Genomic DNA, 24,809 nt, shown 5'->3' with positions numbered 1-24,809 from the left:
CCGTGGACGCACTCGTCACGACGATCCTGCTCGGCATCATGCAGGGCGGGCTCTACACCCTCGTCGGGCTCGGGGTGACGCTCACCTTCGGCGTCACGCACATCCTCAACTTCGCCCACGGTGAGTTCATCACCGTCGGGGCGTACGCGTTCGTGCTGTTCGCCGGGGCCCTCGGGGCGGGGCTCGCGCTGCCGCTCGCGTTGCTCGTCGCGGGCGGGGTCGCCGCGATCCTCTACGTCGTCGGATTCCGGCGCACGATCGGCAACCACCTGCAGGGCCTGGCCTTCTCGCTCGGCCTGCTGCTGTTCGCCGAGGCGTTCTTCGTCCGGACCTTCACCGCGACGCCGCGCAGCGGCCCACGCATCGAGGGCACGGTCTCGCTGATCGGCGAGGAGCAGCTGCCCGTCGGCAGGCTCGTCGTCATCGGGGTGACGATCGTGGTCGTCGTCGTGACCGCGTTCGCGATGCGCCGCACGTGGATCGGTCTCGCGCTGCGGGCCTGTGGCGACGACGAGTTCGCGGCCTCCACGGTCGGGCTGCCGGCCAGGCGGGTCGGGCTCTACGCCTTCGTCGTGGCCGGGGCGCTGGCCGCCGTCGCGGGCATCTGCATCGCGCTCGTCGTGCCGATCACGCCCGCGACCGGGCTGAGCTTCCTGCTCAAGGGCTTCGTCGTCGCGATCATCGGCGGGCTCGGCTCGATCGAGGGCACGTTCGTCGCCGCGATGATGCTCGGCCTGCTCGAGGCACTGGGCACGCGCTACGTCGAGGCCGGGCTGACCAACGCCTACGGCTTCGTCCTCATGATCGTCATCCTGCTGGTGGCGCCGGCGGGTCTGTTCAACCGCAGGCAGGTGCGAGCCGGATGACCACGAGTCGGAGTGCGATGTCGGGCAGGCGGTTGCGGCACGGCGCGGGTGTGCTCGTCGTCGGGGCCGTACTACTGGTGCTGGCGTTCGTGGTGCCCGAGAACAGGGTGCTGCTGCTCAACGCGTTCCTCGCCTACGGTGCGCTCGTCGTCGGGCTGGACCTGCTGGTCGGCGACCTGCGGATGATGCCGGCCGGGCACGCCGCGTTCTTCGGCGCGGGCGGCTACGCGACCGTGCTGCTCTACCAGAAGGCCGGGCTGCCGCTGCCCGTCGCGGGCGCGATCGCGGTGCTGATCGTCGCGGTGCTGGCCACGCTGATCGGGCTGCCCGCGGTCGGCCGGTCGTCCGGCTTCTCGTTCGCGATCATCACCTTCGCGTTCGGCGAGCTGCTCATCCAGCTCATCGCCAACGTGCCGGGGTTCTTCGGCGGCTCGTCGGGCCTCACGATCGACTGGGGCGTCGGCTCGGACATGCCGTTCGACTTCTCGGTCTACCGCTACTTCACCCTCTGGCTCGTCGCGGTGCTGGTCGTCGTGATGCTGGTCGTCGTCCTCGTCCGCAACTCCCACCTCGGGCTGCGGATGAAGGCCGTGCGCGCCGACGAGAACGGCACCCGCGGCCTGGGCTTCAACCCCACGACGTACAAGGCGGTCGCGTTCGTCCTGGCCTCCACGCTCGCCGGGCTCGTCGGCGTGTTCTGGGCTCCGATGAACGGGTTCATCAGCCCCGACACGCTCGGCGTCAACCAGTCGATCCTGTTGCTGGGCATGCTCATCATCGGCGGGGTCGGGCGGATCACCGGTGCCCTCGTCGGTGTCGCGCTGCTGGCGTCGCTGCCCGCGATTGTGGAGATGGACCCGGTGCTGCGGACCGTGCTGGTCGGCGCGCTGCTCGCGGTCGTCGCGCTGCTGCAGCCCGCGGGCATCGTCGGCGGCCTGGCCACGCTGTGGGACCGCGCGCGCCGGCCGAAGGCGCCGCCGCCCGCCGACGGGCCGGTCGACGCCACGCCGGAACCGGCGGGGGTGGGGCGATGACCCAGGCGCGCAACGGAGCCGTGGTCGCGAACCCTGCCGTGCCGCTCGGCCCCGAACCGCTGCTCGACGTCGACGACGTGTCGTGCGTGCTCGGCGGGGTCCGGGCCCTGTCCGAGGTCACGATGCACATCGCACCGGGCGAGCTCGTCGGCATCATCGGGCCCAACGGCGCGGGCAAGACCACTCTGTTCAACGTCGTCACCGGGTTCGTACCGGCGACGTCGGGCGAGGTGCGATGGGGCGGCGCGCCCCTGCGCGGCGGGCGCGCGCACCGGGTCGCGCGCAGCGGCCTCGTCCGCACGTTCCAGAACGTCGGCGGCTTCACCGGCCTGACGGTCGCCGAGAACCTCGAACTGGCGACGCGCGGTCGCGACGGCGCTGCCGTCCGCCGCGTGGAGGACCTGCTGCACCTCGCCGACGTGCGGGACACGCTCGTCGAGGACTGCAGCCTGGCCACCCGCAAGCTCGTCGGGATCGCGATGGCATTGGTGCGCACGCCCCGGCTGCTGCTGCTCGACGAGCCGCTCGCGGGCCTCGACGACACCGACCGCGACCGCGTGACGTCGCTGATCGAGCAGGTCCACGACTCGGGAGTGACCGTGTGCATGGTGGAGCACGACATCGGCCGGACCCTGCGGCTGGCCGACCGGATCGTCGTCCTGGACGCCGGACGGCTCGTCGCGACGGGGACACCGGCCGACCTCGCACGTGACGACGTGCTCGCGCGGAACTACCTGAGCTCGTGACCGCGCAACTGGAGGTCCGCGACCTCGCCGTCCGCTACGGGCAGGCGCTGGCGGTGCGCGGCGTCTCGTTCGGGATCGAGCGCGGCGAGACGCTCGCCGTCGTCGGTGCCAACGGCGGCGGCAAGAGCTCGCTGGGCAAGGCCGTCGCCCGGCTCGTCGGCTCGACCGGCGACGTGCTGCTGGACGGCACGCCGGTGCCGCGGACGGCCGTCGCGGCGGTCGGAGCCGGGGTCGTCTACGTGCCCGAGGGCCGGATGGTGTTCACCCAGCTCTCGGTGGCCGACAACCTGCGGGCGGGTGCGTTCAGCGTGCGCCGCAAGCACGACTGGGAGGCGCGCCGGGCGACGCTGTACGAGCGGCTGCCCCGGCTCGCCGAACGCGCATCGGTGCGGGCGGGACTGCTGTCGGGGGGTGAGCAGCAGCTCCTCGCGATCGGTCGGGCGCTGATGGCGTTCCCGTCGGTGCTCGTCCTCGACGAGCCGTCGCTGGGGCTGTCGCCGTCGGCGGTCGTGACCGTGACCGACTTCCTGCGCGAGATCCAGCAGGAGTACGACATGACGGTCCTGCTGCTGGAGCAGAACGCGGCGTTCGCGGCCAAGCTCGCGCGCCGTGCGCTGGTGCTGGAGCTGGGCGTCGTGCGGGAGGTCGTCGACGCGGCGACCCTCGCGGAGCCGGCTCCCGTCCCCGCCGATGCCGAGTCCGCCGAGCGGCAGTGACGCGCGGGTCAGCCGATCACCCCCGCGGCGCGCAGCGTCGCGATCTCGGCGGCGTCGAGGCCCAGCTCGGTCAGCACCGCGTCGCCGTGCTCGCCGGGCCGCGGGCGCGGCGGCGGCAGCGTCGCGGGCGTCGCGTCGAAGCGCGGGGCGGGCGCGGGCTGGCGCAGCCCGTCGCGGGTGACGATCGTGCCGCGGGCCGCGAGGTGCGGGTCGGCGGCCGCCTCGTCGCGGCTCAGCACGGGGGCGAAGCAGGTCTCGGCACCGGCGAACACCGCGCACCACTCGTCACGGGTACGGGTGCGGAAGATCGCGCCGACGCGCTCGCGCAGCCGTGGCCACGCCTCCCGGTCCATCTGCTCGGGCAGCTCGGCGCCCGCGAGGCCGACGCGGTCGAGGAAGACGGCATAGAACTGGGGCTCGAGCGCACCGACGGCGACGTACCGGTCGTCGGCGGTGGCGTAGACGCCGTAGAAGTGGGCGCCGCCGTCGACCATGTTGGTGCCGCGCGGACCCCACTCGTCGCGCGCGAGGTAGGGCGCCATGAGCAGGGCCGCGCCGTCGACCATCGCGGCGTCGACGACCTGGCCACGCCCGGTGGCGCGGGCCGAGACGATGCCGCACACGAGCCCGAACGCGAGCAGCATGCCACCGCCGCCGAAGTCGCCCACGAGGTTGAGCGGCAGCACCGGGTCGCCGCCGCCCGCGGGGCCGATCGAGTCGAGCACCCCGGTGAGGGCGATGTAGTTGACGTCGTGGCCGACGGTGCGCGCGAGCGGGCCGGTCTGCCCCCAGCCCGTCATCCGGCCGTAGACGAGCGCGGGGTTGCGGGCCAGGCTCGGCGCCGGTCCGATCCCGAGCCGCTCCGCGACACCGGGCCGGAAGCCCTCCATGAGCGCGTCGGCCGTCGCGACCAGGTCGAGTACGACGCCGACGCCGCGCTCGTCCTTGAGGTTCACCGCGATGCTGCGCCGACCGCGCTCGATGACCTCGCTGAGCGCGGTCGACTCGGCGACCTCGTGGTCGCGGGTGACCCGGTCGACACGGATCACGTCCGCGCCCATGTCGGCCAGCATCATCCCGGCGAACGGCGCCGGCCCGAGGCCCGCCAGCTCCACGACGCGCACTCCGGACAGGGGTCCCGTCATGCCCGGAAGTCAATCTGGACTCGACGTCGACGTCAAGTTAGTTCGAAGTTGACGTCGAAATCAGAAAATCGTACGGTGGCGACGAAGGGGGGCGGACGATGACCGACACCGTGCTGGTCGAGACGCGCGGTCGCGTGCGGGTGGTGACGCTCAACCGGCCCGACCGATACAACGCGATGACCGACGAGCTGCTCGGCGGGCTGCTCGTCGCCCTCGAGGCGGCCGCGGCCGACGACGCGATCGGCGCCGTCGTCGTCACCGGGGCCGGGAAGGCGTTCTGCGCCGGGGGCGACCTCGCCGCGATCGACGACTTCCGACCCGACCTGCCGACGGCCGAGCGCACCGCGGCGCTGCAGAACCTGCACCGGTCCAGCCTGCTGCTGCACGACATGCCGAAGGCGACGATCGCGGCCGTCAACGGTCCGTGCGCCGGCGCCGGGCTGTCCCTCGCCTGCGCCGCCGACCTGCGGTTCGCCACCCGGAGCGCGGTGTTCAAGTCGTCCTTCCTCGGGGTGACGCTCACCGGCGACTTCGGCGGCACGTGGTCGCTGCCGCGGATCGTCGGCTGGGGCCGGGCGCGTGAGATGTACCTGCTCGACGAGCGGGTCGACGCCGAGCGCGCCGCGGCGATCGGGCTCGTCTCGTCCGTGCACGACGGCCCCGGGTTCCTCGACGCCGTCCTCGCCCGGGCCGCGGCGCTGGCCGCCGCACCGGCGGGCACGGTCGCGGGGATCAAGGCCAACTTCGCCGACGGCGAGACCTGCGACTTCGCCGCCGGGCTCGACGCGGAGGCCGTCCGTCAGGTGCAGGCGGTCGAGAGCGCGCTCGAACGCGCCCGAACCGACGTCGAACGGCCCGACGCATGAGCGCCGCTGTCGAGTACGCCGTCGACGCCGCCGAGCGCGACCCGGTCGAGCGGCTGCGGGCGCTGTGCGACACGGGCAGCCTGCGCGACGTCGTCGCCGTCGACGGGCTCGCGGCCGGGCGCGGCACGCTCGACGGCGTCGCCGCCCGGGTGTTCGCCACCGACCCGCGCGTGCAGGGTGGCGCGCTCGGGAGCGCCGGGTGCGCCCTCGTGGTCGCCGGCTACGAGTCGGCGCTGGCCGCGGGCGAACCGGTCGTCGGCATCTGGCAGTCGGGCGGGGCGCGGTTGCGCGAGGGCGCCCGCAGCCTCGACGCGATCGGCCGGGTCTTCCGGGTGATGACCCGGGCCAGCGGCCGGATCCCGCAGGTCAGCGTCGTGCTCGGGCCCTCGGCGGGCGGCGCCGCGTACGGCCCCGCGCTCACCGACGTCGTCGTGCTGGGGCCGGACGCCCGCGTCTTCGTCACCGGACCCGACGTCGTCCGCAGCGTGACCGGCGAGGACGTCGACGCGCTCTCGCTGGGCGGCCCCCAGGTGCACGCCCGGCAGTCCGGCGTCGCGCACGTGACCAGCCCGACGGTCGGCGCCGCGTTCGAGCGCGCCCGTGAGATCACCGCGCTGCTCGCGGACCGTCGGCGGCGCGGACCGGTGCTGCGCGGCGAGGTCGACCCGGGTGCGCTGCTGCCGTCGAACGTGCGCCGGGCCTATGACGTGCGACCCGTCGTCGACGCCCTGCTGGACGCGCCCGCCGTCGAGCTGGCCCCGGGGTGGGCGCCGAACGTCGTGACGGCACTCGGCCGCGTCGACGGCCGCTCGGTGGGGGTGCTCGCGAACAACCCGTTGCGGCTGGGTGGCTGCCTCACCGCGGCGTCCTCGGACAAGGCGGCGCGGTTCGTCCGGACCTGCGACGCGCTGGGCGTCCCGCTCGTCGTGCTCGTCGACGTGCCCGGCTACCTGCCCGGCGGCGCCCAGGAGCTCGACGGCGTGGTGCGCCGCGGCGCGAAACTGTTGCACGCCTTCGCCTGCGCCGAGGTGCCGCGGGTGACCGTGGTGACGCGCAAGGCCTATGGCGGCGCCTACATCGCGATGAACAGCGCCTCGCTGGGATCGACCAGGGTGTTCGCCTGGCCGGGTGCCGTCGTCGACGTGATGAGCCCCGTCGCCGCCGTCCGGATCCTGAACCGGCGCGACCTCGCCGGGCTGGAGGGAGCCGCGCGCGCGGAGGCCGAGACCGCTCTCGCCGCCCGGCACAGCGAGACCACGGGCGGGCTCGCCGAGGCCGTCGCCGACGGGTTCGTCGACGAGATCGTCGAGCCCGCGGCGACCCGCGCGGCGATCGTCCGCACGCTCGCCGCCGCGGGCGACGGTCGCGGCCGACCCGGGAACATCCCGCTGTGAGCAGCACCGACGCCGAGGCGACGGCCTCCCTGACCCCACGCGGGCGCCGTACCCGCCATGCGCTCGTCGACGCGGCCAAGGAGGTCTTCGAGCGCGACGGCTTCGCCGCCCGGATCACCGACATCGCCGAGCACGCGGGCGTCGCGCACGGCACCTTCTACACCTACTTCGAGTCGAAGGAGGAGATCTTCCTCGCGGTCAGCCAGGAGCTGCTCGAGGAGTTCTTCCCCGGACGCCCCCGCACGGACGCCCCGGCCCCGCGCGACGCCTACGCCGCCATCGAGTCCACCAACCGGCAGTACCTCGAGTCCTACCGGCGGCACGGGCGGCTGATGGTGCTGTGGGAGGAGATGCCCGGGGTCAGCCCAGGGCTCTCCGGCCTGATCGACGACGCGCGCGCCGCCGTCGTCGACCGCACGCGGCGGGCGATCCTGCGGCTGCAGTCCGCGGGCGCGGCGGACCCGGCCGTCGACGCCAGGTACGCCGCGCACGCGTTGGGCGGCATGGTCAACCGGTTCGCCTACGGCTGGGTCAGCCGTGACGAGGAGTTCGACCTCGACACCGCCGTGACCCAGCTGAGCCTGCTGTGGGCCAACGCGTTGCGCGTCCCGGTCCCGGTTCCCCAGCGGAGGAGCAGATGACGAGCACGATCGATGGCGCAGTGGGCGCGCCCGACCTCGACACCTTCGCCGAGACGGCCCGCTCCTGGCTGCTCGCCCACGCGGCCCCGCGGCGCGCCGACGAGGCCGAGCGGACCGACGTCTCGGTGTTCCACGATCTCCCGCCCGAGCGCGAGCGCGAGCTGCTCGGCCGCATCTGCGACTGGCAGCGGACCAAGTTCGACGCCGGGTACGGGGCGCTGACCTGGGCCGTCGAGGACGGCGGCGCGGGGCTGAGCGAGCGGCACGCGGAGGTGTTCGCCGAGCTGGAGGCGGGCGTCGAGACCCCGGGCCAGCACGAGCTGGCGTCGGTGAGCGTGTCGCTGATCGCCCCGACCGTCCGGATGTTCGGTACGCCCGCGCAGAAGAGCCGGCTGGTTCGCGGTCTGTTGCGCGGTGACGAGCTGGCCTGCCAGCTGTTCTCCGAGCCGTCGGCCGGGTCCGACCTCGCCGGACTGGCCACGCGTGCGGTCCGCGACGGCGACGGCTGGGTCGTGACCGGGCAGAAGGTGTGGAGCTCCGGCGCGCAGTTCGCCGGCTGGGGCGAGCTGATCGCCCGCACCGACCCCGATGTCGCGAAGCACAAGGGGCTCACCGCGTTCCTGCTGCCGCTGGACACCCCGGGCGTGGAGGTCCGGCCGCTGCGGCAGATGTCGGGCGGCTCGTCGTTCTGCGAGGTGTTCCTCGACGAGGTCCGAATCCCCGACTCGCTGCGGCTCGGCGACGTCGGCGCCGGCTGGACGGTCGCGCTCGCGACGCTGGGCTTCGAACGCGGCCACTCCGGGTCCGAGGCCCGCGTCGGCGGCGGCTTCGCGCAGCTCCTCGCGGCTGCGCGGAAGCTCGACCGCACCGGGGACCCCGACGTCCGCAGGTTGCTCGCCGACGTCTGGGTGCACGAGAAGCTGGCCGCGGTCGCCGCCCAGCGCGACCGGGAGGCCCGGCTCGCCGGCGTGGCACCGGGGCCGATCGGGTCGCTGCGCAAGCTCGTGTGGGCGCAGGGGTTGTCGCTGGTCTCCGAGGCCGCGACGACGATCCTGGGCAACCGGCTCGTCGCCGACACCGGGGACGAGCTCTTCGGCTGGACCGAGCACGTCCTTGGCGCACCCGGCTACCGGATCGCGGGTGGGTCCGACGAGGTCCAGCGCACGATCATCGGCGAGCGCCTGCTCGGCCTGCCCCCCGAGCCGCGCGGGGACCGCGGCGTGCCCTGGCGGGACATCCCGCGATGACGTCGTCGGAAGGGAGTGCGACGAGCCGACCGCAGCCCCGCAGCGTCGCCGACGCCGTCGCCGCCGCGCGTGCCGTCGAGAAGCCGCTCGCCGGGCGGACGGCGCTGGTCACCGGCGGCTCCCGCGGCCTCGGCCGGGAGATCGCCATCGCCTGCGCGGCCGCGGGCGCCGACGTCGCCGTCGTCAGCCGCAAGAAGGACGCCTGCGAGGCGCTGGCCGAGGAGCTGTCCGACGCCACCGGGCAGAAGGTCACCGCCCACGGCGCGCACGTCGCCGACTGGGAACGGGTCGGCACGCTGCTCGACGAGGTCGAGGCCGAGCTCGGCGTCGTCGACGTCCTGGTCAACAACGCCGGGATGGCCCCGATGTACCCCAGCCTCGACGAGGTCACCGAGCTGCTGTGGGACAAGGTGATCGGGGTGAACCTGAAGGGTCCCTTCCGGTTCATGGCCGCCGCGGGGAAGCGGATGGTCGCCGCGGGCGGCGGCGTCATGCTCAACATCAGCTCGATCGCCTCGATCCGCCCCACCGCGAACGACCTGCCCTACGCCGCCGCGAAGGCGGGCCTCAACGTCCTCACCAAGGGATTCGCGCAGGAGTACGGCCCGACCGTGCGCGTCAACACGATCCTCGCCGGACCGTTCTTCACCGACATCTCGGCCGGCTGGGACATGGACTACTTCGACCGCCTGACCGCCGACTGGCCGCAGAGCCGCGGCGGCGACCCGGCCGAGATCGTCGGCGCCGCGCTCTACCTCTGCGGTCCGACGGCCGGGTTCACCACCGGCACGCTGCTCGCCGTCGACGGCGGCGGGACGGCGGCCCCGTGACCCTCCAGGAGGTGCCCGTGCCGCGCACGGTCGACGACTCGCTGTTCACCGAGACCCCCGACGGAACCGCGCTGCTCGGCAGCCGCTGCGACGACTGCGGCGCCCACACGTTCCCCCGGCAGGGCGGCTGCCCCCGCTGCACCGGCACGGCGATGGCCGACGTGGCGCTCGCCCGCGAGGGCACGCTCTGGTCGTTCACCGTCCAGGGCTTCCGGCCGAAGACGCCCTACCGGGGGCCGGAGGAGTTCGCACCCTACGGCGTCGGCTACGTCGAGCTGCCGGGGCAGCTGATCGTCGAGGCCCGACTGACCGAGCACGACCCCGACCGGTTGGAGATCGGCATGCCCGTGCGGCTGGAGATGATCCCGTTCCGCGTCGACGAGGCGGGCGAGCCCGTCCTGACCTTCGCGTTCGCGCCGGCAGGTCGCTCGTGAACGCGCCCGCCCTCGCGATCATCGGCATCGGCATCCACCCCTTCGGCCGCACCGAGGGGGTGTCGGGGCGGGCCCAGGCCGTCCACGCCGTCCGCGCGGCGCTCGCCGACGCCGGTCTCGGCTTCGGGGACATGCAGTTCGGCTTCGGCGGCAGCTGGTCGGCGGGCGACCCGGACACGCTCGTGTCCGAGCTGGGCCTGACCAGCCTGCCGTTCATGAATGTCGCCAACGGCTGCGCGACCGGTGGCAGCGCGCTGATCAGCGCCGACGCCGCCATCCGGGCCGGCCTGCACGACGTCGGGCTCGTCGTCGGCTTCGACAAGCACCCCCGGGGAGCCTTCAACACCGACCCCGCTTCCCACGGCATCGGCGACTGGTACGGCGAGACCGGCCTGATGCTCACGACCCAGTTCTTCGGCCTGAAGATCCAGCGCTACCTGCACGTCCACGGCATCGGCGCCGACGTGCTCGCGGCGATCGCCGAGAAGGCGTTCCGCAACGGCGCGCTCAACCCGAACGCATGGCGGCGCAAGGAGATCAGTGCCGAGGAGATCGCGTCGGCGCCGATGATCAGCCATCCGCTCACCCAGTACATGTACTGCTCGCCGGGGGAGGGGGCCGTGGCGTTCGTCGTCTGCCGGGCCGACCGTGCGCCCGACTACACCGACAACCCGGTCTACCTCAGCGGGGCCGCGCTGCGGTCGCGGCGCTACGGGTCGTTCGAGGTGTTCAGCCCGTGGCTGGCGCTCGACGCCGCGCAGAGCCCCACCGTCGACGCCGCTGCCGCCGCGTTCGCCCAGGCCGGACTGACCCCGGCCGACGTCGACGTCGCCCAGGTCCAGGACACGGAGTCCGGCGCCGAGCTGATGCACATGGCCGAGACCGGGCTCTGCGAACACGGCGCGCAGGAGGAGCTGATCGCCTCCGGCGGCACCGCGCTCGACGGCCGGCTGCCGATCAACACCGACGGCGGCTGCATCGCCAACGGCGAACCGATCGGCGCCTCCGGGCTCCGGCAGGTCTACGAGACGGCCCTGCAGCTGCGCGGCGAGGCCGGCGACCACCAGGTCCCCGGCGGGCCGCGCGTCGGGTTCACCCACGTCTACGGTGCGCCGGGAATCTCCGCGTGCACCGTGCTCACCCGCTGAGAGGCACACACATGGGCTGGGACTTCGAGACCGACCCCGACGTCGCGCAGGAGCTGGACTGGGTCGACGAGTTCGTCCGTACCGAGGTGGAGCCGGTCGACGAGGTCGTCACGCACGCCTGGGACGTCCACGACCCGGTGCGCAACGCACTGATCAAGCCGCTGCAGCAGGTCGTGCGCGACAAGAACCTGTGGGCCTGCCACCTCGGGCCCGAGCTCGGCGGCAAGGGCTACGGCCAGCTGCGGCTCGCGCTGCTCAACGAGCGGCTCGGCCGCTCGCACTCGGCCCCGGTCGTGTTCGGCTGCCAGGCGCCCGATTCGGGCAATGCGGAAATCCTCGCCCACTACGGCACGGACCACCTGAAGAAGACCTTTCTCGAACCGCTGGTCGCGAACGAGATCGTGTCCTGCTTCTCGATGACCGAGCCGCACGGCGGGTCCGACCCCACGGGTTTCCGGACGACCGCGGTCCTCGACGGCGACGAGTGGGTCATCAACGGGGAGAAGTGGTTCTCCAGCCACGCGCTGTTCGCGGACTTCCTGATCGTCATGGCCGTCACCGAACCCGACGCGCCGCCCCACCGCAGCATGTCGATGTTCGTGGTGCCGGCCGACACCCCGGGCCTGGAGCGGGTCCGCGACGTCTCGGTCTGGGGCCACGAGGAGCCCGTCGGCACGCACCAGTACCTCCGCTACACCGATGTGCGGGTGCCCGCGGAGAACCTGCTGGGCGAGCGCGGCGCGGGGTTCGCCGTCGCGCAGACCCGGCTCGGCGGCGGTCGCATCCACCATGCGATGCGCACCGTCGGACTGGTCGGCTCGGCGTTCGAGATGATGAAGCGGCGCGCGGTCTCACGGACGACCAAGGGCGAACGGCTCGCCGACAAGCAGCTCGTCCAGGAGATGATCGCCGACACGTGGATCCAGCTCGAACAGTTCCGGCTGCTCGTGCTGCGCACCGCCTGGCGGATCGACCGCTACAACGACTACCGCAAGGTCCGCGCCGACATCTCCGCCGTCAAGGCCGCGATGCCGAAGGTGCTGCTCGACGCGTCGTCACGGGCCATCCAGATCCACGGCTCGCTGGGCATCTCCACGGAGCTGCCGTTCGGGAAATGGGTCATGGAGTCGTTCCACATGGGACTCGCCGACGGCGCGACCGAGATCCACAAGGTCAACCTCGCGCAAGCCCTGCTGCGCGGCACCGAGCCCGACGACGGTCTCTTCCCGCCCTACATCCGCCCGACGTTGCGCGCGCGGGCCCACGACCGGTTCGCCGAGGTCCTCGCCGCGGCCGCCGACGACGACTGACGGGAGCTCGCATGCGGTTCACCCCCGATCCCGACGCCGAGGACCTGCGCGCCGTCGTGCGCGCGTTCCTCGACCGGCACCTGCCCGTCGACGCGGTGTTCGCAGAGCTGCGCGGCGACCGCGGCTGGGACCCCGACGTCTGGCGACGGTTCGCCGCCGAGATCGGTGCCGTCGCTCTCGACGTCCCCGAGGACCTCGGCGGGGCGGGCGCGGGTGTGCGCGAGCTCGCGGTCGTCGCCGAGGAGCTCGGCCGGGTGCCGTCGAGGCTCCCGTGGTTCTCCACGGCGGTCCTCGGCGTCGGTGTGCTGACCGCGTGCGGCGACGCGCCCGACCTCCTGCCCGACCTGCTCAGCGGCGCCGCCACCGCCACCCTCGCCCACCTCGAGGACCCCTCGGGCTGGGACGCCGGAGCCGTCGCGACGCTCGCCGTGCCCGGTGCGGACGGCTGGTGGGTGACCGGCACGAAGACCCTCGTCGTCGAGGGCGCGACCGCGGACCTGCTGCTGGTCGTCGCGCGGGCCGGAGCCGAGCTGGGCCTGTTCGCCGTGCACGCCGTCGCCGACGGGCTGACCCGCACCCCGCTCGAGACCCTCGACCCCAACCGCCCGCTCGCCCGCGTCGACCTCGCCCGCGTTCCCGCCCGGCGCATCGGCGTGGGCCGCGACGCGGGCGACCTCGTCGCCCGGGTGCTCGACAGGGCCGTCGTCGCGCTCGCCGCCGAACAGCTCGGCGGGGCCGCCGCCGCGCTCGACGCCGCCGTCGCCTACGCGGGGGAGCGGCTGCAGTTCGGCCGCCCGATCGGCACGTTCCAGGCGATCAAACACCGCTGCGCCGACATGGCGGTCCAGGTGGAGGCGGCCCGCTCGGCCGTCGCGTGGGCGGTCGCGTGCGCCGCCGAGGACCCGGCCGAGCTGCCCGCGGCCGTCGCGGCCGCCGCCATGACGTGCGGGCAGGCCTACCGCTACGTCGCTGCCGAGAACATCCAGGTGCACGGTGGCATCGGGTTCACCTGGGAACATCCCGCCCACCTGCACTTCCGGCGGGCCGCGACCGACGCCGTGCTCTTCGGCGACCGGGACGCCCACCGCGAACGGCTACTGACGGCGATCGGCCTGTGAGTGGCGTCGCCGCGCCGGCCAGTGCCATGGCCGATATCGCCACTCGCCGGCGTCAGACGACCGCCCCGTCCGACCGGCGGTCCGGCCGGGTCCGCGGCGGGCCGGTCCTGCCCGAGGGCCGGTTGCCGGGCCGCGCGCGGTCGTGGTCGCCGAAGCGGCGCTGCAGGACGATCGCCAGCGGCACCGCGACCGTCACCGTCGAGACCGTCCCGGCGACGATGCCCAGGATCAGCGCCAGCGCGAAGTCGGCGAGCGTCTCGCCGCCCAGCACCAGCAGCGCGCCCAGGATGACCAGCGTCGACAGGCCGGTGTTGACGGTGCGCGGCAACGTGGACAGCACCGCCGAGCCGGCCACCCGGTGGAACGGCTCGCGGCGGCGCCCGGCGCGCTCGGCGCGGATCCGGTCGAACACGACCACCGAGTCGTTCACCGTGTACCCGATGACCGTGAGCAGCGCCGCGACGAAGACGCCGTCGATCGTGCGCCCGGTCCACGCGAACCACCCGACGACGATCGAGACGTTGGTGGCCAGCGCCGCGACCGCACCCGCGCCGAACGTCCAGCGGAACCGGATCGCCAGGTAGACGAGCTGGGCGAGCAGCGCCACGCCCAGCGCGATCAGCGCGCCGCGGGCCAGCTCGGCGCCCAGGCTCGGCCCGATCAGCTCGTCCTGCTCGACCTGCGCACCCCCGCCCGCCGCGGCCAACGAGGCCCGCAGGGCGGCCACGTCGGCGTCGTCGATGTCGTTGCCGCGCACGGCGATGCCGCCGTCGCCCGTGGTCTGCACCGGCAGCCCGCCCAGCCCCGCCTCGGCCACCGCGGCGCGGGCGACGTCGGCGTCGACGGGGTTCGTCGTCGAGAACTCGACGGAGCGGCCGCCGGTGAACTCCACCCCGAGGTCGAGCCCGCGTAGCGCGATCCCTGCGAGCGCCACGACCACGACGACCGCCGAGCAGGCCAGCAGCCGGCCCGCGGGCCGGAGGATGTCCGGGCTGACCCGCTCCAGGCGGCGGCGCACCGGGCCGATCGTCGCGAGGCCCGTCCACCCGGGCCGGCGGCGGACCGCACCCCGGCGCAGCAGCCAGATCGTCAGCAGGCGGGACAGGACGAGCGCGGAGAACAGCGACACGACGACGCCGAGGGTCAGCGTCACCCCGAACCCGCGGACCGGTCCGGAGGCCAGCCAGAACAGCAGGGCGCCCGCGAGCAGCGTCGTCACCGCCGAGTCGACGACAGCGGTGAAGGCGCCCCGGTACCCCAGCTCGGACGCCCGTTCCAGCCGCGGCCGGCGTGCGTACTCCTCGCGAGCCCGTTCGGCGACGAGCACGTTCGCGTCGACGGCCATCCCGATCGCCAGCACGAACCCGGCCAGGCCCGGCAGCGTCAACGTGGCACCCAGCGCGATCAGCCCGGCGTACGCGACGACGGCGTAGCCGGCCAGCGCGACCACCGCGACGAGCCCGGCCAGCCGGTAGGCGACCAGCAGGAACAGCGCCGTCAGCGCCGTGCCGACGAGGGCCGCCAGCGTGCTCGCCTCGATCGCCGACGCACCCAGCGTCGGACCCACCGTCCGCTGCTCGATGATCTCGACCGGTACCGGCAGCGCCCCGCCCTGGATCAGCACCGCCAGCTCCGACGCCCGCTCCTGACTGAACGAGCCGCTGATCTGCGTGCTCCCGCCGTACATCCCGACACCGCAGCCGATCGACGGGTCGACCTGCGGTGAGGAGATGACCTGCGAGTCGAGGACGATGGCGATCCGCCGCGCAGGGTCGCCCGGCGCCGCGCACGCGGTCTGCGCGGTCAGGGCCTGCCAGCGGTCGCCGCCCTCGGCGGAGAAGCTGACGTCGACGACGGAGCCCAGCACCCCCTGCACGCCCGACGTGGCGCGCGCCGAATCGACGTCCTCGCCGACCAACGCGGCCGGTCCGACGACGATCGGGGCGCCGGTCTCGTCGACGGTGGCCTCGCCCGCGGTGGTCGCGAGCACCGGGTGGATGGTCAGCTGGGCGGTGCGTCCCAGGACGTCGGCGGCCTCGGCCGGGTCCTGCAGGCCCGGCAGCTCGACGACGATCCGGTCCTCGCCGGACCTCGTCAATGACGGTTCGGCGACACCGAGACCGTCGACGCGGCCGCGCAGGACCTCCAGCACCCGGTCGGTCGCGGCGGCGTCCGCGACGACGTCGGGGGCGTCGCGGGTCTCGAGGACGATCTGGGTTCCGCCGCGCAGGTCGAGACCGAGCGTGGGGGAGCCGGTGAGGGCGAGGGCGGTGGCACCGCCGACGATGCCGAGCGCGGCGAGGGCGCGCCACAGCAGGGGACGACTTGTTCTGGACACGGGGAGACCTCGGGAGGAGCCCGCCGCGACGCGCGGCGGGATGACGGGCGGGACGGCTCAGGCCGCCGCTCCCGGAGGTGCGCGCGAGTCGACGGACGAGATCGCGTCGACGGCCGCGGGTGCGGGCGACGCGGGTGCCGTCGTCCCCGACCGCAGGTGCCCGGATACCGCGGCCCCCGGCGCGGGGGCCAGGTCGACGTGCCAGCTCGTCGCCGCCGCCGATGAAGCGCGCTTCGGGCCGGTGTCGACGACGGCGCGGCGGCCGTGGTCGGCGCGCGCGGGTGTCCCGGCGGCCGCGGCGCCGTACCGCTCGGCGGGCGTCGGCGCCGGGGCCGACGTCCGGCCGACGATGCCGAGCGTGACCAGGACCGCGAGCAACAGCGCCACGGCGAGCGGGCGCCGCGCGGCGTCACGGATCACGGCACTCCTCGGTCGGGTTCTCGGCGCCACCGTACAGGGGATTACGTACCCGATGACCGGTTCGACTGGGCCTTTCGGCCGTGCCATATCTGCCGAACAGCGCAGGAGGTGCTTGCGGTCGCGTTTCTGCGCCGCCGGCCCGCGGATTCGGCGACATTTTCTCGCTGATCACCGTCCGTGTTTCCCGGGATCCGGACCGTATCGACGGGACGCGCTGTGACGTGCGGGACCGCCCGGGGTTGCGTCGATCTCCGACCAATCTCGGAGGCCGTACGGCGCAACCTGCACAGCGTTGGTAACGGGCTCACAAAGGGCAACGATCGACCCGATACGGAGATACTGCTCCCCCTTTCGTGTCTCCCACACCTGTGCAAGCAGACGTCCGGCAGTTGATCGGCCGTCCGTGTTTGGAAGGACCAGAGGTGAACAAGAACCTGCTCCGTGGCGCCTATGTCGCTGCCATGTCGGGCGGCTTGCTCCTGCTCGCGAACACCGCCGCCCAGGCCGACGAGGATCACGACCACGACCACAAGCCGGTGACCGGCGACAAGATCGCCAGTACCGCGACCGTGGACCCCAAGGACCCGCGGTTCACCCACCAGGGCGCGACGCGGCGCGGTGACAACCCGAAGCCGACCGACCGCAGCTGGACTGACTCGAGGGCGCACGACACGGCGGGCAAGGACACGCCCGGCGACCGGAACGCCGACCGGGGCGGGAAGGGCCCGGGGTCGGCGCAGTCCGGACCCGTCTCGAAGGACGACGGCCGGAACGACAGGGGCCACGACCGCGACGGTCGGGACGGCCGGGACCGCGACGGTCGTTCCCACGAGGGCCGGGACCGCGACGGTCGCTCCCACGAGGGCCGGGACCGCGACGGCCGCTCCCACGACGGCCGGGACCGCGACGGCCGTGACAGCGGTCGGGGCGGCTGGGACCGGCACGACGGCGGCTGGGACCGGCACGACGGCGGCTGGGACCGGCACGACGGCGACCGGGACCGTGGTCATGGCGACCGCACCCGCGACGGCCGCGGGGACCCGCGCGGCGGGGACAGCCGCTCGGACTCCCGGGACCGTGACGGGCGCTGGGACGGCCGGGACCGTGACGGACGCTGGGACGGGCGTGACCGCGCCGGCGACCACCGGGGTCACCACCACGCTCGTCACCACCACGCTCACCACCGCGGCCACGTGCACCAGCAGCACCGCGACTGGCAGTGGGTCAGTTGGAACGGCGGTTGGGACCGTTGGAGCGACGACGACTCCGACGGCGGCCCGTGGAACCACGGCCGCTGGGACGACGACCAGTGGAACCGCGGCGGTCACCAGCAGTCCGACCGGCATCGAGGCGGCTGCGGGAACGACGATCGCGCTGCCCGCTGGGATGACCGCGGCGGCCGTTCCGATGACCGCCGTGGTGGCGACGACCGCCGTGGTGGCGACGACCGGGGTCGCGGGAACGACGACCGGGGCCGGGGCGACGACGACCGGGGCCGGGGCAACGACGACCGCGGGCGGGGCAACGACGACAGGGGTCGCGGGAACGACGGCCGCAGCCCGGGCAGCGACCACCGCAACGGCGGCGACCGGGACCGCGACGGCAACCACGGCAACGGCAACGGCAGCGGCAACGGCAACGGCAACGCCGACCGGCGCGGTCACCAGACTCCGGCGTCGAACCTCGGCCGTCCGGTGGCCAGCGCTCAGCAGATCGTCCAGCAGGTCGGCGCGCTGGCGAACGGCATCGCCACCGCACTCTGACGCCCGACCGGCCGAGCGGCCCCGCCTCCTCGGGGAGGCGGGGCCGTCGCACGTCCGGGACCCAGGGCGTCAGCGCACCACGCGGTATCGCAGGTGCGTGGCCCAGGGTGAGACCCGGACGTCGATGCGCTCGAGGTCGAGGTCCCCGGTGAACCCCTCGAACAACCGGGTCCCGCCCCCGAGCACGAGCGGTGCGACGGAGATGCCGAGCTCGTCGACGTGTCCGCCGGCCAGGGCCTGCCGGATCGTCGCGGCCCCGCCCATGACGTTGATCGCGCGGTTGCCCGCCGACTCCCGGGCCCGCGCGAGCGCTGCGTCGAACCCGTCGACGAACACGAACCCGGCGTCGGGGTCCGGCTGGTCCTCGACACGGTGGGTGACGACGTACAGCGGCCCGTCCGGCCACGGGTTCCGGCCACCCCACGCACCGGCGGAGTCATAGGTGTTGCGCCCGCAGATCACGGCGCCCAGGTCGGCCATGGCGTCGTCGAGGTAGCTCTTGTCGACCGGATCCGGCGCGCCCGTCGGCTCGTTCTCATAGGTCCACGGGCCGCCGAACACCCAGTAGTGCAGGCGCTCCCCGCCGACGCCCAGCCCGCGGTCGGGACCGGCGTCCGGGCCGGTGACGTATCCGTCGACCGACGTGGTGATGCTCGCGAGGACCCTGCCCATGGTCGGCTCCTTCCGGTCGTCCGTCCTTTCGACACGTGACCGTCCCGGGCGCCCGAACTCATCGCCGGTCGGCGAGCAGGGCCCGGACGTCGTGATGGTTGAGGTAGACGAGGACCTGGAGGCCGGCGGGCTCGCGGCGCAGCAGGTAGGTGGCGTCGAGGCGCAGCGACGACGCCTGCCAGCTCGTCGCGACGAGGAGGTGCCGGTCGTCGAGCACGATCTGCCGCGCCTCGTCGAGCCGCAGCGGCCCGACCCCGGCCCGGGCGAACAGCTGCGCCCGCGCGGGCAGGGCGGCGGCGAGCGCCTCCCGGGTGACCACGGTCGCGCCGACCGGGTCGGTGCTGAGGAATGTCGGGGCGAACGCGTCGGCAGCGCCCTCGGAAAGGTGATGGAGGAAGGCCACGACATCGGGATCGGCCGCGGACCAGGAATCTGTCGGCATACCGTCGACGATAACCCGGAGAATTGCAACCATATCATATTCGAACGATTTCTGCAATTGTCCGGGACTGACATGTGTCATGGTCGTTCAGTGACGGCCGGCCCCCACGGTGCGTCGCCGACCGCCCGATGATCGAGCCAGACAGAGCCGGTGGACACCCTCTCCCGACTGTGGCGCGTCATCACACTCCTGCTGGTCGACCTCGCGCTCTCGGCGGTGCTCGCCGCGCTGTTATCGCGTTCCGCCAGAGCCTGGTCGACTACCAGCTCGCCCGGATGGACCTGCCGTCCGGCGCGGACCTCGCCGGCATCCGGGACGGGCTGAGCGCGGGTCCGTGGTCGCGCGCGGTCGTCGTGGTGATCGTCGCCGTCGTCCACACGTTCCTGATCAGGCGTCTTCGCCTCGGGCTGCTGTGGGCGGCGACGCGGCCCGCCGTCCGCGCGTTGTTCGCCCGCCCCGCCGTGTCCGCGGCATGAGGCGCACCCCGGGTGGGGTTGTCCCCCGCTCGGAAAGGGGGGTCACGGGCACGGGGTCGTAGGGGCTGCTCGGTCGAACCGGCTGCGTCCCGGAGGCATTCTTCTTGCACCGGACGAACACCGATCCGGCCCCACACTCCGGAAAGAAGGCCCGCAATGTTCAAGAGCCACTGTTCCTCCTCGTACAGCAGCCACAAGAACCACGACTGGGACTACAACAAGCACTGCAGCGACGACTACAAGCACGACTGGGACTACAACAAGCACTGCCACGACGACTACAGCAAGTGCGACGACTACGACGACAAGTGCTACGACGACTACAGCAAGTGCCACGACAACCGCGACGACTCGTGCCACAGCTACGACCACTCGAGCAGCTACCACCACAGCTGATCGAAGACCGGCCACAGAGCCTGCCGCCACCGTGGGTCATGGGGGCATCCACGGCGGCGGCGACCCGACGGGCCGCTCACCGGACGACGACCGGTGAGCGGCCCGTTCACGTGCGCAGCGGGTCAGCAGCAGTCGCAGTCGTCGGCGGCCGCTCGACCTGCCGTCGGCGCGCAGCACAGCTCCCCGCGCCAGGCGTTGCGCGCCTCGCGCAGGGCGAGCACGGCGATCACGAGGCCCGCCACCGGATCGGCCCACCACCAGCCGAGCGTCGCGTTGAGCAGCAGACCGGCGAGCACCGCCGCCGACAGGTAGGTGCACAGCAGCGTCTGCCGCGAGTCGGCGACCGCGCTCGACGAGCCGAGCTCCCGGCCCGCCCGGCGTTGCGCCCAGGACAGGAACGGCATCACCAGCACGCTCAGCGCGACGAGTGCGATGCCGACCGGCGAGCGCTCCGGCTCGGCCGCGCCGGCGAGCCCACGGATCGACTCGACGGACACGTAGCAGGCCAGCGCGACGAACGAGCCCGCGATCAGGCGCAGTGCGACCCGCTCCCGGCGCTGCGGGTCCGGACCCGCGAACTGCCAGGCGACGGCTGCCGCCGAACTGACCTCGATCACCGAGTCCAGCCCGAACCCGACCAGAGCGATCGACGACGCGACCGTCCCCGCCGCGATCGCGACGACCGCCTCGACGACGTTGTAGGTGATCGTCGTGGCGACGAGCAGGCGGATCCGGCGGGTCAGGACGTCGCGCCGGTGGCCGGGCAGGACGGTCACGACGCCGCCTCGTCGGCGCGCCCGTCGGTGTCGCGCCCATCCTTGCCGCGCCCATCCTCGCCGCGCCCCTCGTCGCCCCAGACCGGGCACAGCGCGACCGCGGCGCCCGTCGCGGCGAGCAGGCCCTCGGCACTGCGCAGCAGCTCGACGAGCTCCGGTCGGCTCAGCGAGTAGAACGACTGCCGTCCCTGGGTCCGGTACGTGATGAGCCGGCAGTCGCGCAGGCACGCCAGGTGCGACGACACCGTCGACTGCGGGAGCCCGAGCAGCCTCGTCAGATCGACGACCCGGGCCTCGCCCGCCGCCAGGCGCGTCACGATGGCCAGCCGCGTCGGGTCGCCGAGGGACCGGAACAACGCGACGGCGGAGCCGAGGTCGGGCGTCTGCACCAGATTGATCGGCATCAGTCGATGTTAGCGGCCGCATCCGATGCCCGGAACCTCTCGACGATCACGCACGATGGGCTCATGACCGACGAGCCGGCCACCCCGTACCTCGCCGTCGATCTCGACGTCCTGACCCGCAACCTGGACCGCGCCGCCGAGCACGCCCGCGCGGCCGGGCTGCGGCTACGGCCGCACGTCAAGACGCACAAGAGCCCCGAGATCGCGCGTCGCCAGGTCGAGGCCGGCGCGGTGGGCCTGACGGTCGCGACCGTCTCCGAGGCGGAGATCTTCTGCCGCGCCGGGGCGACGGACCTCTTCGTCGCCTATCCGGTCTGGGCCGCAGGCCCTCGCGGCGCGCGGCTGCGGGCACTCGCGCAGCGGGTGGACCTCCGGGTGGGCGTCGACTCGCCGGAGGCCGCCCGGCATCTGGGCCTCGCCCTGGCGGGGACCGGCGCATCGGTGCTGGTCGAGATCGACAGCGGGATGCGACGCAGCGGAGTCGCGCCCGAGCGCGCGCCCGAGGTCGCCCGTGCGGCCGACCGCGCCGGGCTGCGCGTCGCGGGGGTCTTCACCTTCCCCGGCCACGGCTATGCACCGGGTGCTGCCGCCGGTGCGGCCGCCGACGAGTCCGCGGCCCTCGCGAAGGCGGCCGAGCTGTTGCGGGGCAACGGCTTCGACGTGCTCGAGGTCAGCGGCGGCTCGACGCCGACGCTCGCCGCGAGCGACCCGACCGTGCTCACCGAGGTCCGCCCGGGCGTCTACGTGTTCAACGACGCGCAGCAGGTCGAGCTCGGCACCTGCGGCTGGGACGACGTGGCCCTCACCGCGGTCGGGACCGTCGTGTCCCGCGAGGCCGGCCGGGTCGTGCTCGATGCGGGCGGCAAGGTCCTCGGCGCCGATCGGCCAGTGTGGGCGACGGGCGCGGGCCGGGTGCCGTCGGTACCGGAGGCGCGCGTCGTGCTGCTCTCGGAGCACCACGCCGTCGTCGCGTTCCCCGAGGGCGTCGCGCTGCCGGAGCTGGGTGAGCGGCTCGCGATGGCGCCCAACCACGTCTGCGCCGCGGCCAACCTCGCGCGCGAGTACGTCGTGTCGGCAGGTGGCGCGATCGTCGGCCGGTGGCCGATCACCGCCGCGGGGGCCAACGTCTGACCCCGACTGTCTGACCCCGACTGCCTGATCCCGACGGGATTCAGGCCCGGTCGCCGACGACCAGCCGGACGACGTTGGGCACCTCGGCGAGGTCCCGCGATCCCGCGCCGACGCCGATGGCCCGCGGAACCATCCGCGGCAGCTGCCCCCAGGTGGTCACGGCCGCCGCGAGCAGTGCCGCGCCCGTCGGGGTGCACATCTCGCGCGGCGACGGACCTGCGTAGCAGGGCGCCTGCGCCGCGCGCAGGATCTCCAGCGTCGCGGGGGCCGGAACGGGGATCAGCCCGTGGCTGCCCCGGCTCGTCCCGCTGCCGAGCGCGACCGGGCTCGCGTGCAGCTCGTCGAGCTCGAGCAGGTGCAACGCCGACGCCACCCCCACGACGTCGGCGAGCGCGTCGAGGGCCCCGACCTCGTGGAAGTGCACGTCCTGCGGGTCGATGCGGTGGACGCGGCCCTCCGCCGCGGCGAGCCGGGCGAACGCGTCGTGCGCCAGCGCGGCGACGGGCCCGGGCAGGTCCGCCGCGTCGAGCAGCGCGCGGACGCCCTTCCAGGTCCGGTGCTCGGCATCGGCCGGGGCGAGGACGTCGATCTTCACCGCGCCGATGGCGTGCCGCTCGACGAGCGTGCGACGCAACGTCATCGGCTCGACACCGAGCCTTCCGACGTGCTCGGCCACCACGTCGAGATCGGCGCCCGCGTCGACGAGAGCGGCGAGCAGCATGTCCCCGGCCGCCCCTGCCGCGCAGTCGAACCAGCCGACGCGCCCGGTGCCGGCCGTCGCCGCGCCCCTGCCCGTGGCGCTCAGGAGACGAGCCGGACGGTCAGCGGGTAGCGGTACTCCTCGCCGTTCGACGCCCTGACCGTCGCGATCACGACGCAGACGAGGTAGAAGACGCCGTAGACCGGCAGCAGGATGAAGCCGACGAGCACGAACATCAGCAGCGCGAACACGATAGTGAGGACGAACGCGTTGATCTGGAAGTTCAGCGACTCGACGGCGTGCCGCCGGACGAACGGCGAGGCGTCGCCCCGGAGCAGGAGCACGACCAGCGGCGCGATGAGGCCGAGGGCGAACCACGCCGTCACGATGCTGCCGACGTGTGCGGCCATCGCCCAGTTCCGGTCCTCGGAGGTGAGTGGACCCGGTCGGCCGCCGGGATCCCACGATCCGGACGGCGGGGGCGGAGCGGTCATGGCTCCATTGAAACAGTTCTCGCCGGTCCGGAGGGGTGGATCCGTCCGGAGCCGTCGAAGGGGTGGCGCGACGCGAGCCGCCACGCCAGTCTGTGAGGACAAGATCGCCGGTGCGGTCGCCGGGCGGTCACGACGCTCACGGGCAGGAGATCGATGACGGTGTCGGACGGCCCTGTCGTGGTGGTGACGGGCGCGGGTTCGGGGATCGGGCGGGTCGTGGCGCGGGCGTTCCGCGACGCGGGGTACCGGCTGGCACTCGCCGGGCGTCGCGAAGGGCCCCTCGTCGAGACGCTCGACGGTGCCGACGGCCTCACCGTCGTCACCGACGTCGGGGACCCGGGATCCGTCGACGCCCTGTTCGACGCCGTCCGGGAGCGCTGGGGCCGCGTCGACGTCCTGTTCAACAACGCCGGCACCTTCGGGACCTCCGCGACGCCCGACGAGCTGCCGGTCGAGGCCTGGCTCGAGACGGTGCGCACCAACCTCACCGGCTCCTTCCTCTGTGCCAGGGCCGCGTTCGCGCAGATGCGGGCGCAGTCGCCGCAGGGCGGCCGCATCATCAACAACGGGTCCATCTCCGCGCAGGTGCCACGGCCGTGGAGCGCCGCGTACACCGCCACGAAGCACGGGGTCACCGGCCTGACCAAGAGCCTGTCCCTCGACGGCAGGCCCTTCGGCATCGCCTGCGGCCAGATCGACATCGGCAACGCCGCGACGGACATGACGGCCGGCTTCTCCACCGGGGCGCGCCAGGCCGACGGGTCGGTCGCCGCCGAGGCGACGTTCGACGTCCAGCACGTCGCCGGGGCGGTGCTCTACATGGCGGGCCTGCCCCTCGAGGCGAATGTCCAGTTCATGACGATTGCCGCCCGCACGATGCCCTACATCGGGCGCGGCTGAACTTTTTTTCGACGATCACCGCCCCGCTGACCTGCGACGATCGGCCGAGCGTCGCGTCGCGACCCCGGGAGATCGACAATCACGGACGTGACCTGGGTCATGAGAGGCCCCGAATCGGCCCGATTTCGGGCCTGTTCTCGCAGGTCAGAGTGTGTTGAGGGGGGCGATTTGCAGGGCCCTCACGGGCTCCTGTAACTTTCTCTTCGTCAGCGAGACGCCGGACAGAACGGGCCCCGAGGGGAACGGTCACCAGGCCCGCTGACCACCTCCCGCAAGGCGGCTCTCTTCGGAGAGTATGTTGTTGCGGGCGCCCCGGGACTCCGGCCCTTTCGAGGGTTGGTCGATGGTGTGCGGGTGTCTTTTGAGAACTCAACAGTGTGTCGAGCTTGTTTTTCGGATTGG

Annotated in this window: 27 protein-coding genes; 18 read left to right on the top strand and 9 right to left on the bottom strand. The window is 73.4% G+C overall.

The annotated features are described in order from the left end of the window. The first annotated feature begins 2 nt into the window (after window positions 1–2). The 4 genes from PSD17_RS14415 to PSD17_RS14400 are packed head-to-tail and all read left to right on the top strand — an operon-like array spanning window position 3 to window position 3,362. Window positions 3–866 (top strand): branched-chain amino acid ABC transporter permease, encoded by an 864-nt coding sequence (locus tag PSD17_RS14415; protein ID WP_013672716.1) that lies wholly within the window; start codon window positions 3–5, stop codon window positions 864–866. Continuing rightward, window positions 863–1,900 carry a branched-chain amino acid ABC transporter permease gene (locus tag PSD17_RS14410; protein ID WP_339122938.1) on the top strand — a complete coding sequence of 346 codons (1,038 nt, stop codon included), beginning with the start codon at window positions 863–865 and terminating at the stop codon, window positions 1,898–1,900. The genes PSD17_RS14415 and PSD17_RS14410 overlap by 4 nt, the downstream gene beginning before the upstream one ends. Then, the gene (locus PSD17_RS14405; RefSeq protein WP_013672718.1) at window positions 1,897–2,646 is read left to right on the top strand and encodes an ABC transporter ATP-binding protein; all 750 of its coding nucleotides are present in this window, start codon (window positions 1,897–1,899) and stop codon (window positions 2,644–2,646) included. Before PSD17_RS14410 ends, PSD17_RS14405 begins: the two co-directional genes overlap by 4 nt. Continuing rightward, window positions 2,643–3,362 (top strand): ABC transporter ATP-binding protein, encoded by a 720-nt coding sequence (locus PSD17_RS14400; RefSeq protein ID WP_013672719.1) that lies wholly within the window; start codon window positions 2,643–2,645, stop codon window positions 3,360–3,362. The genes PSD17_RS14405 and PSD17_RS14400 overlap by 4 nt, the downstream gene beginning before the upstream one ends. Window positions 3,363–3,370: 8 nt before the next feature. Here PSD17_RS14400 and PSD17_RS14395 read toward each other — a convergent pair whose 3' ends face one another. After that, entirely contained in the window at window positions 3,371–4,507 is a 1,137-nt protein-coding gene (locus tag PSD17_RS14395) for a CaiB/BaiF CoA transferase family protein (protein WP_013672720.1), read from the bottom strand. Window positions 4,508–4,605: 98 nt separating this feature from the next. Here PSD17_RS14395 and PSD17_RS14390 point away from each other — a divergent pair, with 98 nt between their 5' ends. From PSD17_RS14390 to PSD17_RS14350, 9 genes are read left to right on the top strand one after another with little or no spacing between them, the layout of a single operon-like run. After that, window positions 4,606–5,373, top strand: coding sequence for an enoyl-CoA hydratase/isomerase family protein (locus PSD17_RS14390; RefSeq protein ID WP_339122937.1), 768 nt, complete (start codon window positions 4,606–4,608; stop codon window positions 5,371–5,373). Further along, window positions 5,370–6,767 carry an acyl-CoA carboxylase subunit beta gene (locus PSD17_RS14385; RefSeq protein ID WP_339122936.1) on the top strand — a complete coding sequence of 466 codons (1,398 nt, stop codon included), beginning with the start codon at window positions 5,370–5,372 and terminating at the stop codon, window positions 6,765–6,767. The genes PSD17_RS14390 and PSD17_RS14385 overlap by 4 nt, the downstream gene beginning before the upstream one ends. Further along, the gene (locus PSD17_RS14380; protein ID WP_013672723.1) at window positions 6,764–7,408 is read left to right on the top strand and encodes a TetR/AcrR family transcriptional regulator; all 645 of its coding nucleotides are present in this window, start codon (window positions 6,764–6,766) and stop codon (window positions 7,406–7,408) included. Before PSD17_RS14385 ends, PSD17_RS14380 begins: the two co-directional genes overlap by 4 nt. Next, entirely contained in the window at window positions 7,405–8,655 is a 1,251-nt protein-coding gene (locus PSD17_RS14375; protein WP_339122935.1) for an acyl-CoA dehydrogenase family protein, read from the top strand. The genes PSD17_RS14380 and PSD17_RS14375 overlap by 4 nt, the downstream gene beginning before the upstream one ends. After that, window positions 8,652–9,485: an SDR family NAD(P)-dependent oxidoreductase gene (locus tag PSD17_RS14370; RefSeq protein ID WP_339122934.1), complete on the top strand. Its 834-nt coding sequence runs from the start codon at window positions 8,652–8,654 to the stop codon at window positions 9,483–9,485. The genes PSD17_RS14375 and PSD17_RS14370 overlap by 4 nt, the downstream gene beginning before the upstream one ends. Then, window positions 9,482–9,919, top strand: coding sequence for a Zn-ribbon domain-containing OB-fold protein (locus PSD17_RS14365; RefSeq protein WP_339122933.1), 438 nt, complete (start codon window positions 9,482–9,484; stop codon window positions 9,917–9,919). The genes PSD17_RS14370 and PSD17_RS14365 overlap by 4 nt, the downstream gene beginning before the upstream one ends. Beyond that, on the top strand, window positions 9,916–11,067 hold the full coding sequence (locus tag PSD17_RS14360) for a thiolase family protein (RefSeq protein ID WP_339122932.1): 1,152 nt from the start codon (window positions 9,916–9,918) through the stop codon (window positions 11,065–11,067). The genes PSD17_RS14365 and PSD17_RS14360 overlap by 4 nt, the downstream gene beginning before the upstream one ends. A gap of 11 nt (window positions 11,068–11,078) precedes the next feature. Continuing rightward, window positions 11,079–12,377, top strand: coding sequence for an acyl-CoA dehydrogenase family protein (locus tag PSD17_RS14355; RefSeq protein WP_339122931.1), 1,299 nt, complete (start codon window positions 11,079–11,081; stop codon window positions 12,375–12,377). An 11-nt stretch (window positions 12,378–12,388) separates the two neighbouring features. Then, window positions 12,389–13,495: an acyl-CoA dehydrogenase family protein gene (locus PSD17_RS14350; RefSeq protein ID WP_013672729.1), complete on the top strand. Its 1,107-nt coding sequence runs from the start codon at window positions 12,389–12,391 to the stop codon at window positions 13,493–13,495. 52 nt (window positions 13,496–13,547) lie between these two features. Here the strand turns inward: PSD17_RS14350 and secD are convergent, their stop codons facing one another. Continuing rightward, entirely contained in the window at window positions 13,548–15,833 is a 2,286-nt protein-coding gene (gene secD, locus PSD17_RS14345) for a protein translocase subunit SecD (RefSeq protein WP_339122930.1), read from the bottom strand. A 57-nt stretch (window positions 15,834–15,890) separates the two neighbouring features. Further along, window positions 15,891–16,253 (bottom strand): hypothetical protein, encoded by a 363-nt coding sequence (locus PSD17_RS14340; protein ID WP_339122929.1) that lies wholly within the window; start codon window positions 16,251–16,253, stop codon window positions 15,891–15,893. A 422-nt stretch (window positions 16,254–16,675) separates the two neighbouring features. Between PSD17_RS14340 and PSD17_RS14335 the strand changes: the two genes are divergently transcribed. Then, entirely contained in the window at window positions 16,676–18,016 is a 1,341-nt protein-coding gene (locus PSD17_RS14335; protein ID WP_339122928.1) for a hypothetical protein, read from the top strand. Between the two features lie 69 nt (window positions 18,017–18,085). Here the strand turns inward: PSD17_RS14335 and PSD17_RS14330 are convergent, their stop codons facing one another. Continuing rightward, window positions 18,086–18,688: a dihydrofolate reductase family protein gene (locus tag PSD17_RS14330; RefSeq protein WP_339122927.1), complete on the bottom strand. Its 603-nt coding sequence runs from the start codon at window positions 18,686–18,688 to the stop codon at window positions 18,086–18,088. A 58-nt stretch (window positions 18,689–18,746) separates the two neighbouring features. Beyond that, window positions 18,747–19,130 carry a hypothetical protein gene (locus PSD17_RS14325; RefSeq protein WP_339122926.1) on the bottom strand — a complete coding sequence of 128 codons (384 nt, stop codon included), beginning with the start codon at window positions 19,128–19,130 and terminating at the stop codon, window positions 18,747–18,749. A 275-nt stretch (window positions 19,131–19,405) separates the two neighbouring features. On the opposite strand from PSD17_RS14325, the gene PSD17_RS14320 reads away from it, so the two are divergent. Then, entirely contained in the window at window positions 19,406–19,606 is a 201-nt protein-coding gene (locus tag PSD17_RS14320; protein WP_339122925.1) for a hypothetical protein, read from the top strand. A gap of 156 nt (window positions 19,607–19,762) precedes the next feature. After that, on the top strand, window positions 19,763–20,002 hold the full coding sequence (locus tag PSD17_RS14315) for a hypothetical protein (protein WP_103380697.1): 240 nt from the start codon (window positions 19,763–19,765) through the stop codon (window positions 20,000–20,002). A gap of 122 nt (window positions 20,003–20,124) precedes the next feature. On the opposite strand, the gene PSD17_RS14310 is transcribed toward PSD17_RS14315, so the two are convergent. Together PSD17_RS14310 and PSD17_RS14305 are read right to left on the bottom strand one after the other, a co-directional pair. Beyond that, window positions 20,125–20,778 (bottom strand): cation diffusion facilitator family transporter, encoded by a 654-nt coding sequence (locus PSD17_RS14310; RefSeq protein ID WP_013672737.1) that lies wholly within the window; start codon window positions 20,776–20,778, stop codon window positions 20,125–20,127. After that, a complete protein-coding gene (locus tag PSD17_RS14305; protein ID WP_339122924.1) occupies window positions 20,775–21,182 on the bottom strand; it encodes an ArsR/SmtB family transcription factor in 408 nt (135 codons plus the stop codon). The genes PSD17_RS14310 and PSD17_RS14305 overlap by 4 nt, the downstream gene beginning before the upstream one ends. A 63-nt stretch (window positions 21,183–21,245) precedes the next feature. Between PSD17_RS14305 and PSD17_RS14300 the strand changes: the two genes are divergently transcribed. Next, window positions 21,246–22,313: an alanine racemase gene (locus tag PSD17_RS14300; RefSeq protein ID WP_041759219.1), complete on the top strand. Its 1,068-nt coding sequence runs from the start codon at window positions 21,246–21,248 to the stop codon at window positions 22,311–22,313. Between the two features lie 40 nt (window positions 22,314–22,353). On the opposite strand, the gene PSD17_RS14295 is transcribed toward PSD17_RS14300, so the two are convergent. Together PSD17_RS14295 and PSD17_RS14290 are read right to left on the bottom strand one after the other, a co-directional pair. Next, window positions 22,354–23,118, bottom strand: a complete 765-nt coding sequence (locus PSD17_RS14295) for a LarC family nickel insertion protein (protein ID WP_339122946.1) — start codon at window positions 23,116–23,118, stop codon at window positions 22,354–22,356. Then, window positions 23,115–23,507, bottom strand: coding sequence for a DUF4870 domain-containing protein (locus PSD17_RS14290; protein WP_339122923.1), 393 nt, complete (start codon window positions 23,505–23,507; stop codon window positions 23,115–23,117). Before PSD17_RS14290 ends, PSD17_RS14295 begins: the two co-directional genes overlap by 4 nt. A 153-nt stretch (window positions 23,508–23,660) precedes the next feature. On the opposite strand from PSD17_RS14290, the gene PSD17_RS14285 reads away from it, so the two are divergent. Beyond that, on the top strand, window positions 23,661–24,407 hold the full coding sequence (locus tag PSD17_RS14285; RefSeq protein ID WP_013672742.1) for an SDR family oxidoreductase: 747 nt from the start codon (window positions 23,661–23,663) through the stop codon (window positions 24,405–24,407). Window positions 24,408–24,809 lie beyond the last annotated feature (402 nt).

Source organism: Pseudonocardia sp. D17, from assembly GCF_036984265.1.
GTDB lineage: Bacteria > Actinomycetota > Actinomycetes > Mycobacteriales > Pseudonocardiaceae > Pseudonocardia > Pseudonocardia benzenivorans.
Note: the sequence above shows the minus strand (reverse complement) of the source record. Positions and strands in the feature narration are given on the sequence as shown.

What these genes read in the sequence shown, in the direction of transcription:
- PSD17_RS14410 (WP_339122938.1), top strand. Translation starts at nt 863, where the DNA reads ATGACCACGAGTCGGAGTGCGATGTCGGGCAGGCGGTTGCGGCACGGC.
- PSD17_RS14405 (WP_013672718.1), top strand. Translation starts at nt 1,897, where the DNA reads ATGACCCAGGCGCGCAACGGAGCCGTGGTCGCGAACCCTGCCGTGCCG.
- PSD17_RS14395 (WP_013672720.1), bottom strand. Translation starts at nt 4,507, where the DNA reads ATGACGGGACCCCTGTCCGGAGTGCGCGTCGTGGAGCTGGCGGGCCTC.
- PSD17_RS14390 (WP_339122937.1), top strand. Translation starts at nt 4,606, where the DNA reads ATGACCGACACCGTGCTGGTCGAGACGCGCGGTCGCGTGCGGGTGGTG.
- PSD17_RS14385 (WP_339122936.1), top strand. Translation starts at nt 5,370, where the DNA reads ATGAGCGCCGCTGTCGAGTACGCCGTCGACGCCGCCGAGCGCGACCCG.
- PSD17_RS14375 (WP_339122935.1), top strand. Translation starts at nt 7,405, where the DNA reads ATGACGAGCACGATCGATGGCGCAGTGGGCGCGCCCGACCTCGACACC.
- PSD17_RS14370 (WP_339122934.1), top strand. Translation starts at nt 8,652, where the DNA reads ATGACGTCGTCGGAAGGGAGTGCGACGAGCCGACCGCAGCCCCGCAGC.
- PSD17_RS14355 (WP_339122931.1), top strand. Translation starts at nt 11,079, where the DNA reads ATGGGCTGGGACTTCGAGACCGACCCCGACGTCGCGCAGGAGCTGGAC.
- PSD17_RS14350 (WP_013672729.1), top strand. Translation starts at nt 12,389, where the DNA reads ATGCGGTTCACCCCCGATCCCGACGCCGAGGACCTGCGCGCCGTCGTG.
- PSD17_RS14330 (WP_339122927.1), bottom strand. Translation starts at nt 18,688, where the DNA reads ATGGGCAGGGTCCTCGCGAGCATCACCACGTCGGTCGACGGATACGTC.
- PSD17_RS14325 (WP_339122926.1), bottom strand. Translation starts at nt 19,130, where the DNA reads ATGCCGACAGATTCCTGGTCCGCGGCCGATCCCGATGTCGTGGCCTTC.
- PSD17_RS14320 (WP_339122925.1), top strand. Translation starts at nt 19,406, where the DNA reads ATGGACCTGCCGTCCGGCGCGGACCTCGCCGGCATCCGGGACGGGCTG.
- PSD17_RS14315 (WP_103380697.1), top strand. Translation starts at nt 19,763, where the DNA reads ATGTTCAAGAGCCACTGTTCCTCCTCGTACAGCAGCCACAAGAACCAC.
- PSD17_RS14305 (WP_339122924.1), bottom strand. Translation starts at nt 21,182, where the DNA reads ATGCCGATCAATCTGGTGCAGACGCCCGACCTCGGCTCCGCCGTCGCG.
- PSD17_RS14300 (WP_041759219.1), top strand. Translation starts at nt 21,246, where the DNA reads ATGACCGACGAGCCGGCCACCCCGTACCTCGCCGTCGATCTCGACGTC.
- PSD17_RS14290 (WP_339122923.1), bottom strand. Translation starts at nt 23,507, where the DNA reads ATGACCGCTCCGCCCCCGCCGTCCGGATCGTGGGATCCCGGCGGCCGA.
- PSD17_RS14285 (WP_013672742.1), top strand. Translation starts at nt 23,661, where the DNA reads ATGACGGTGTCGGACGGCCCTGTCGTGGTGGTGACGGGCGCGGGTTCG.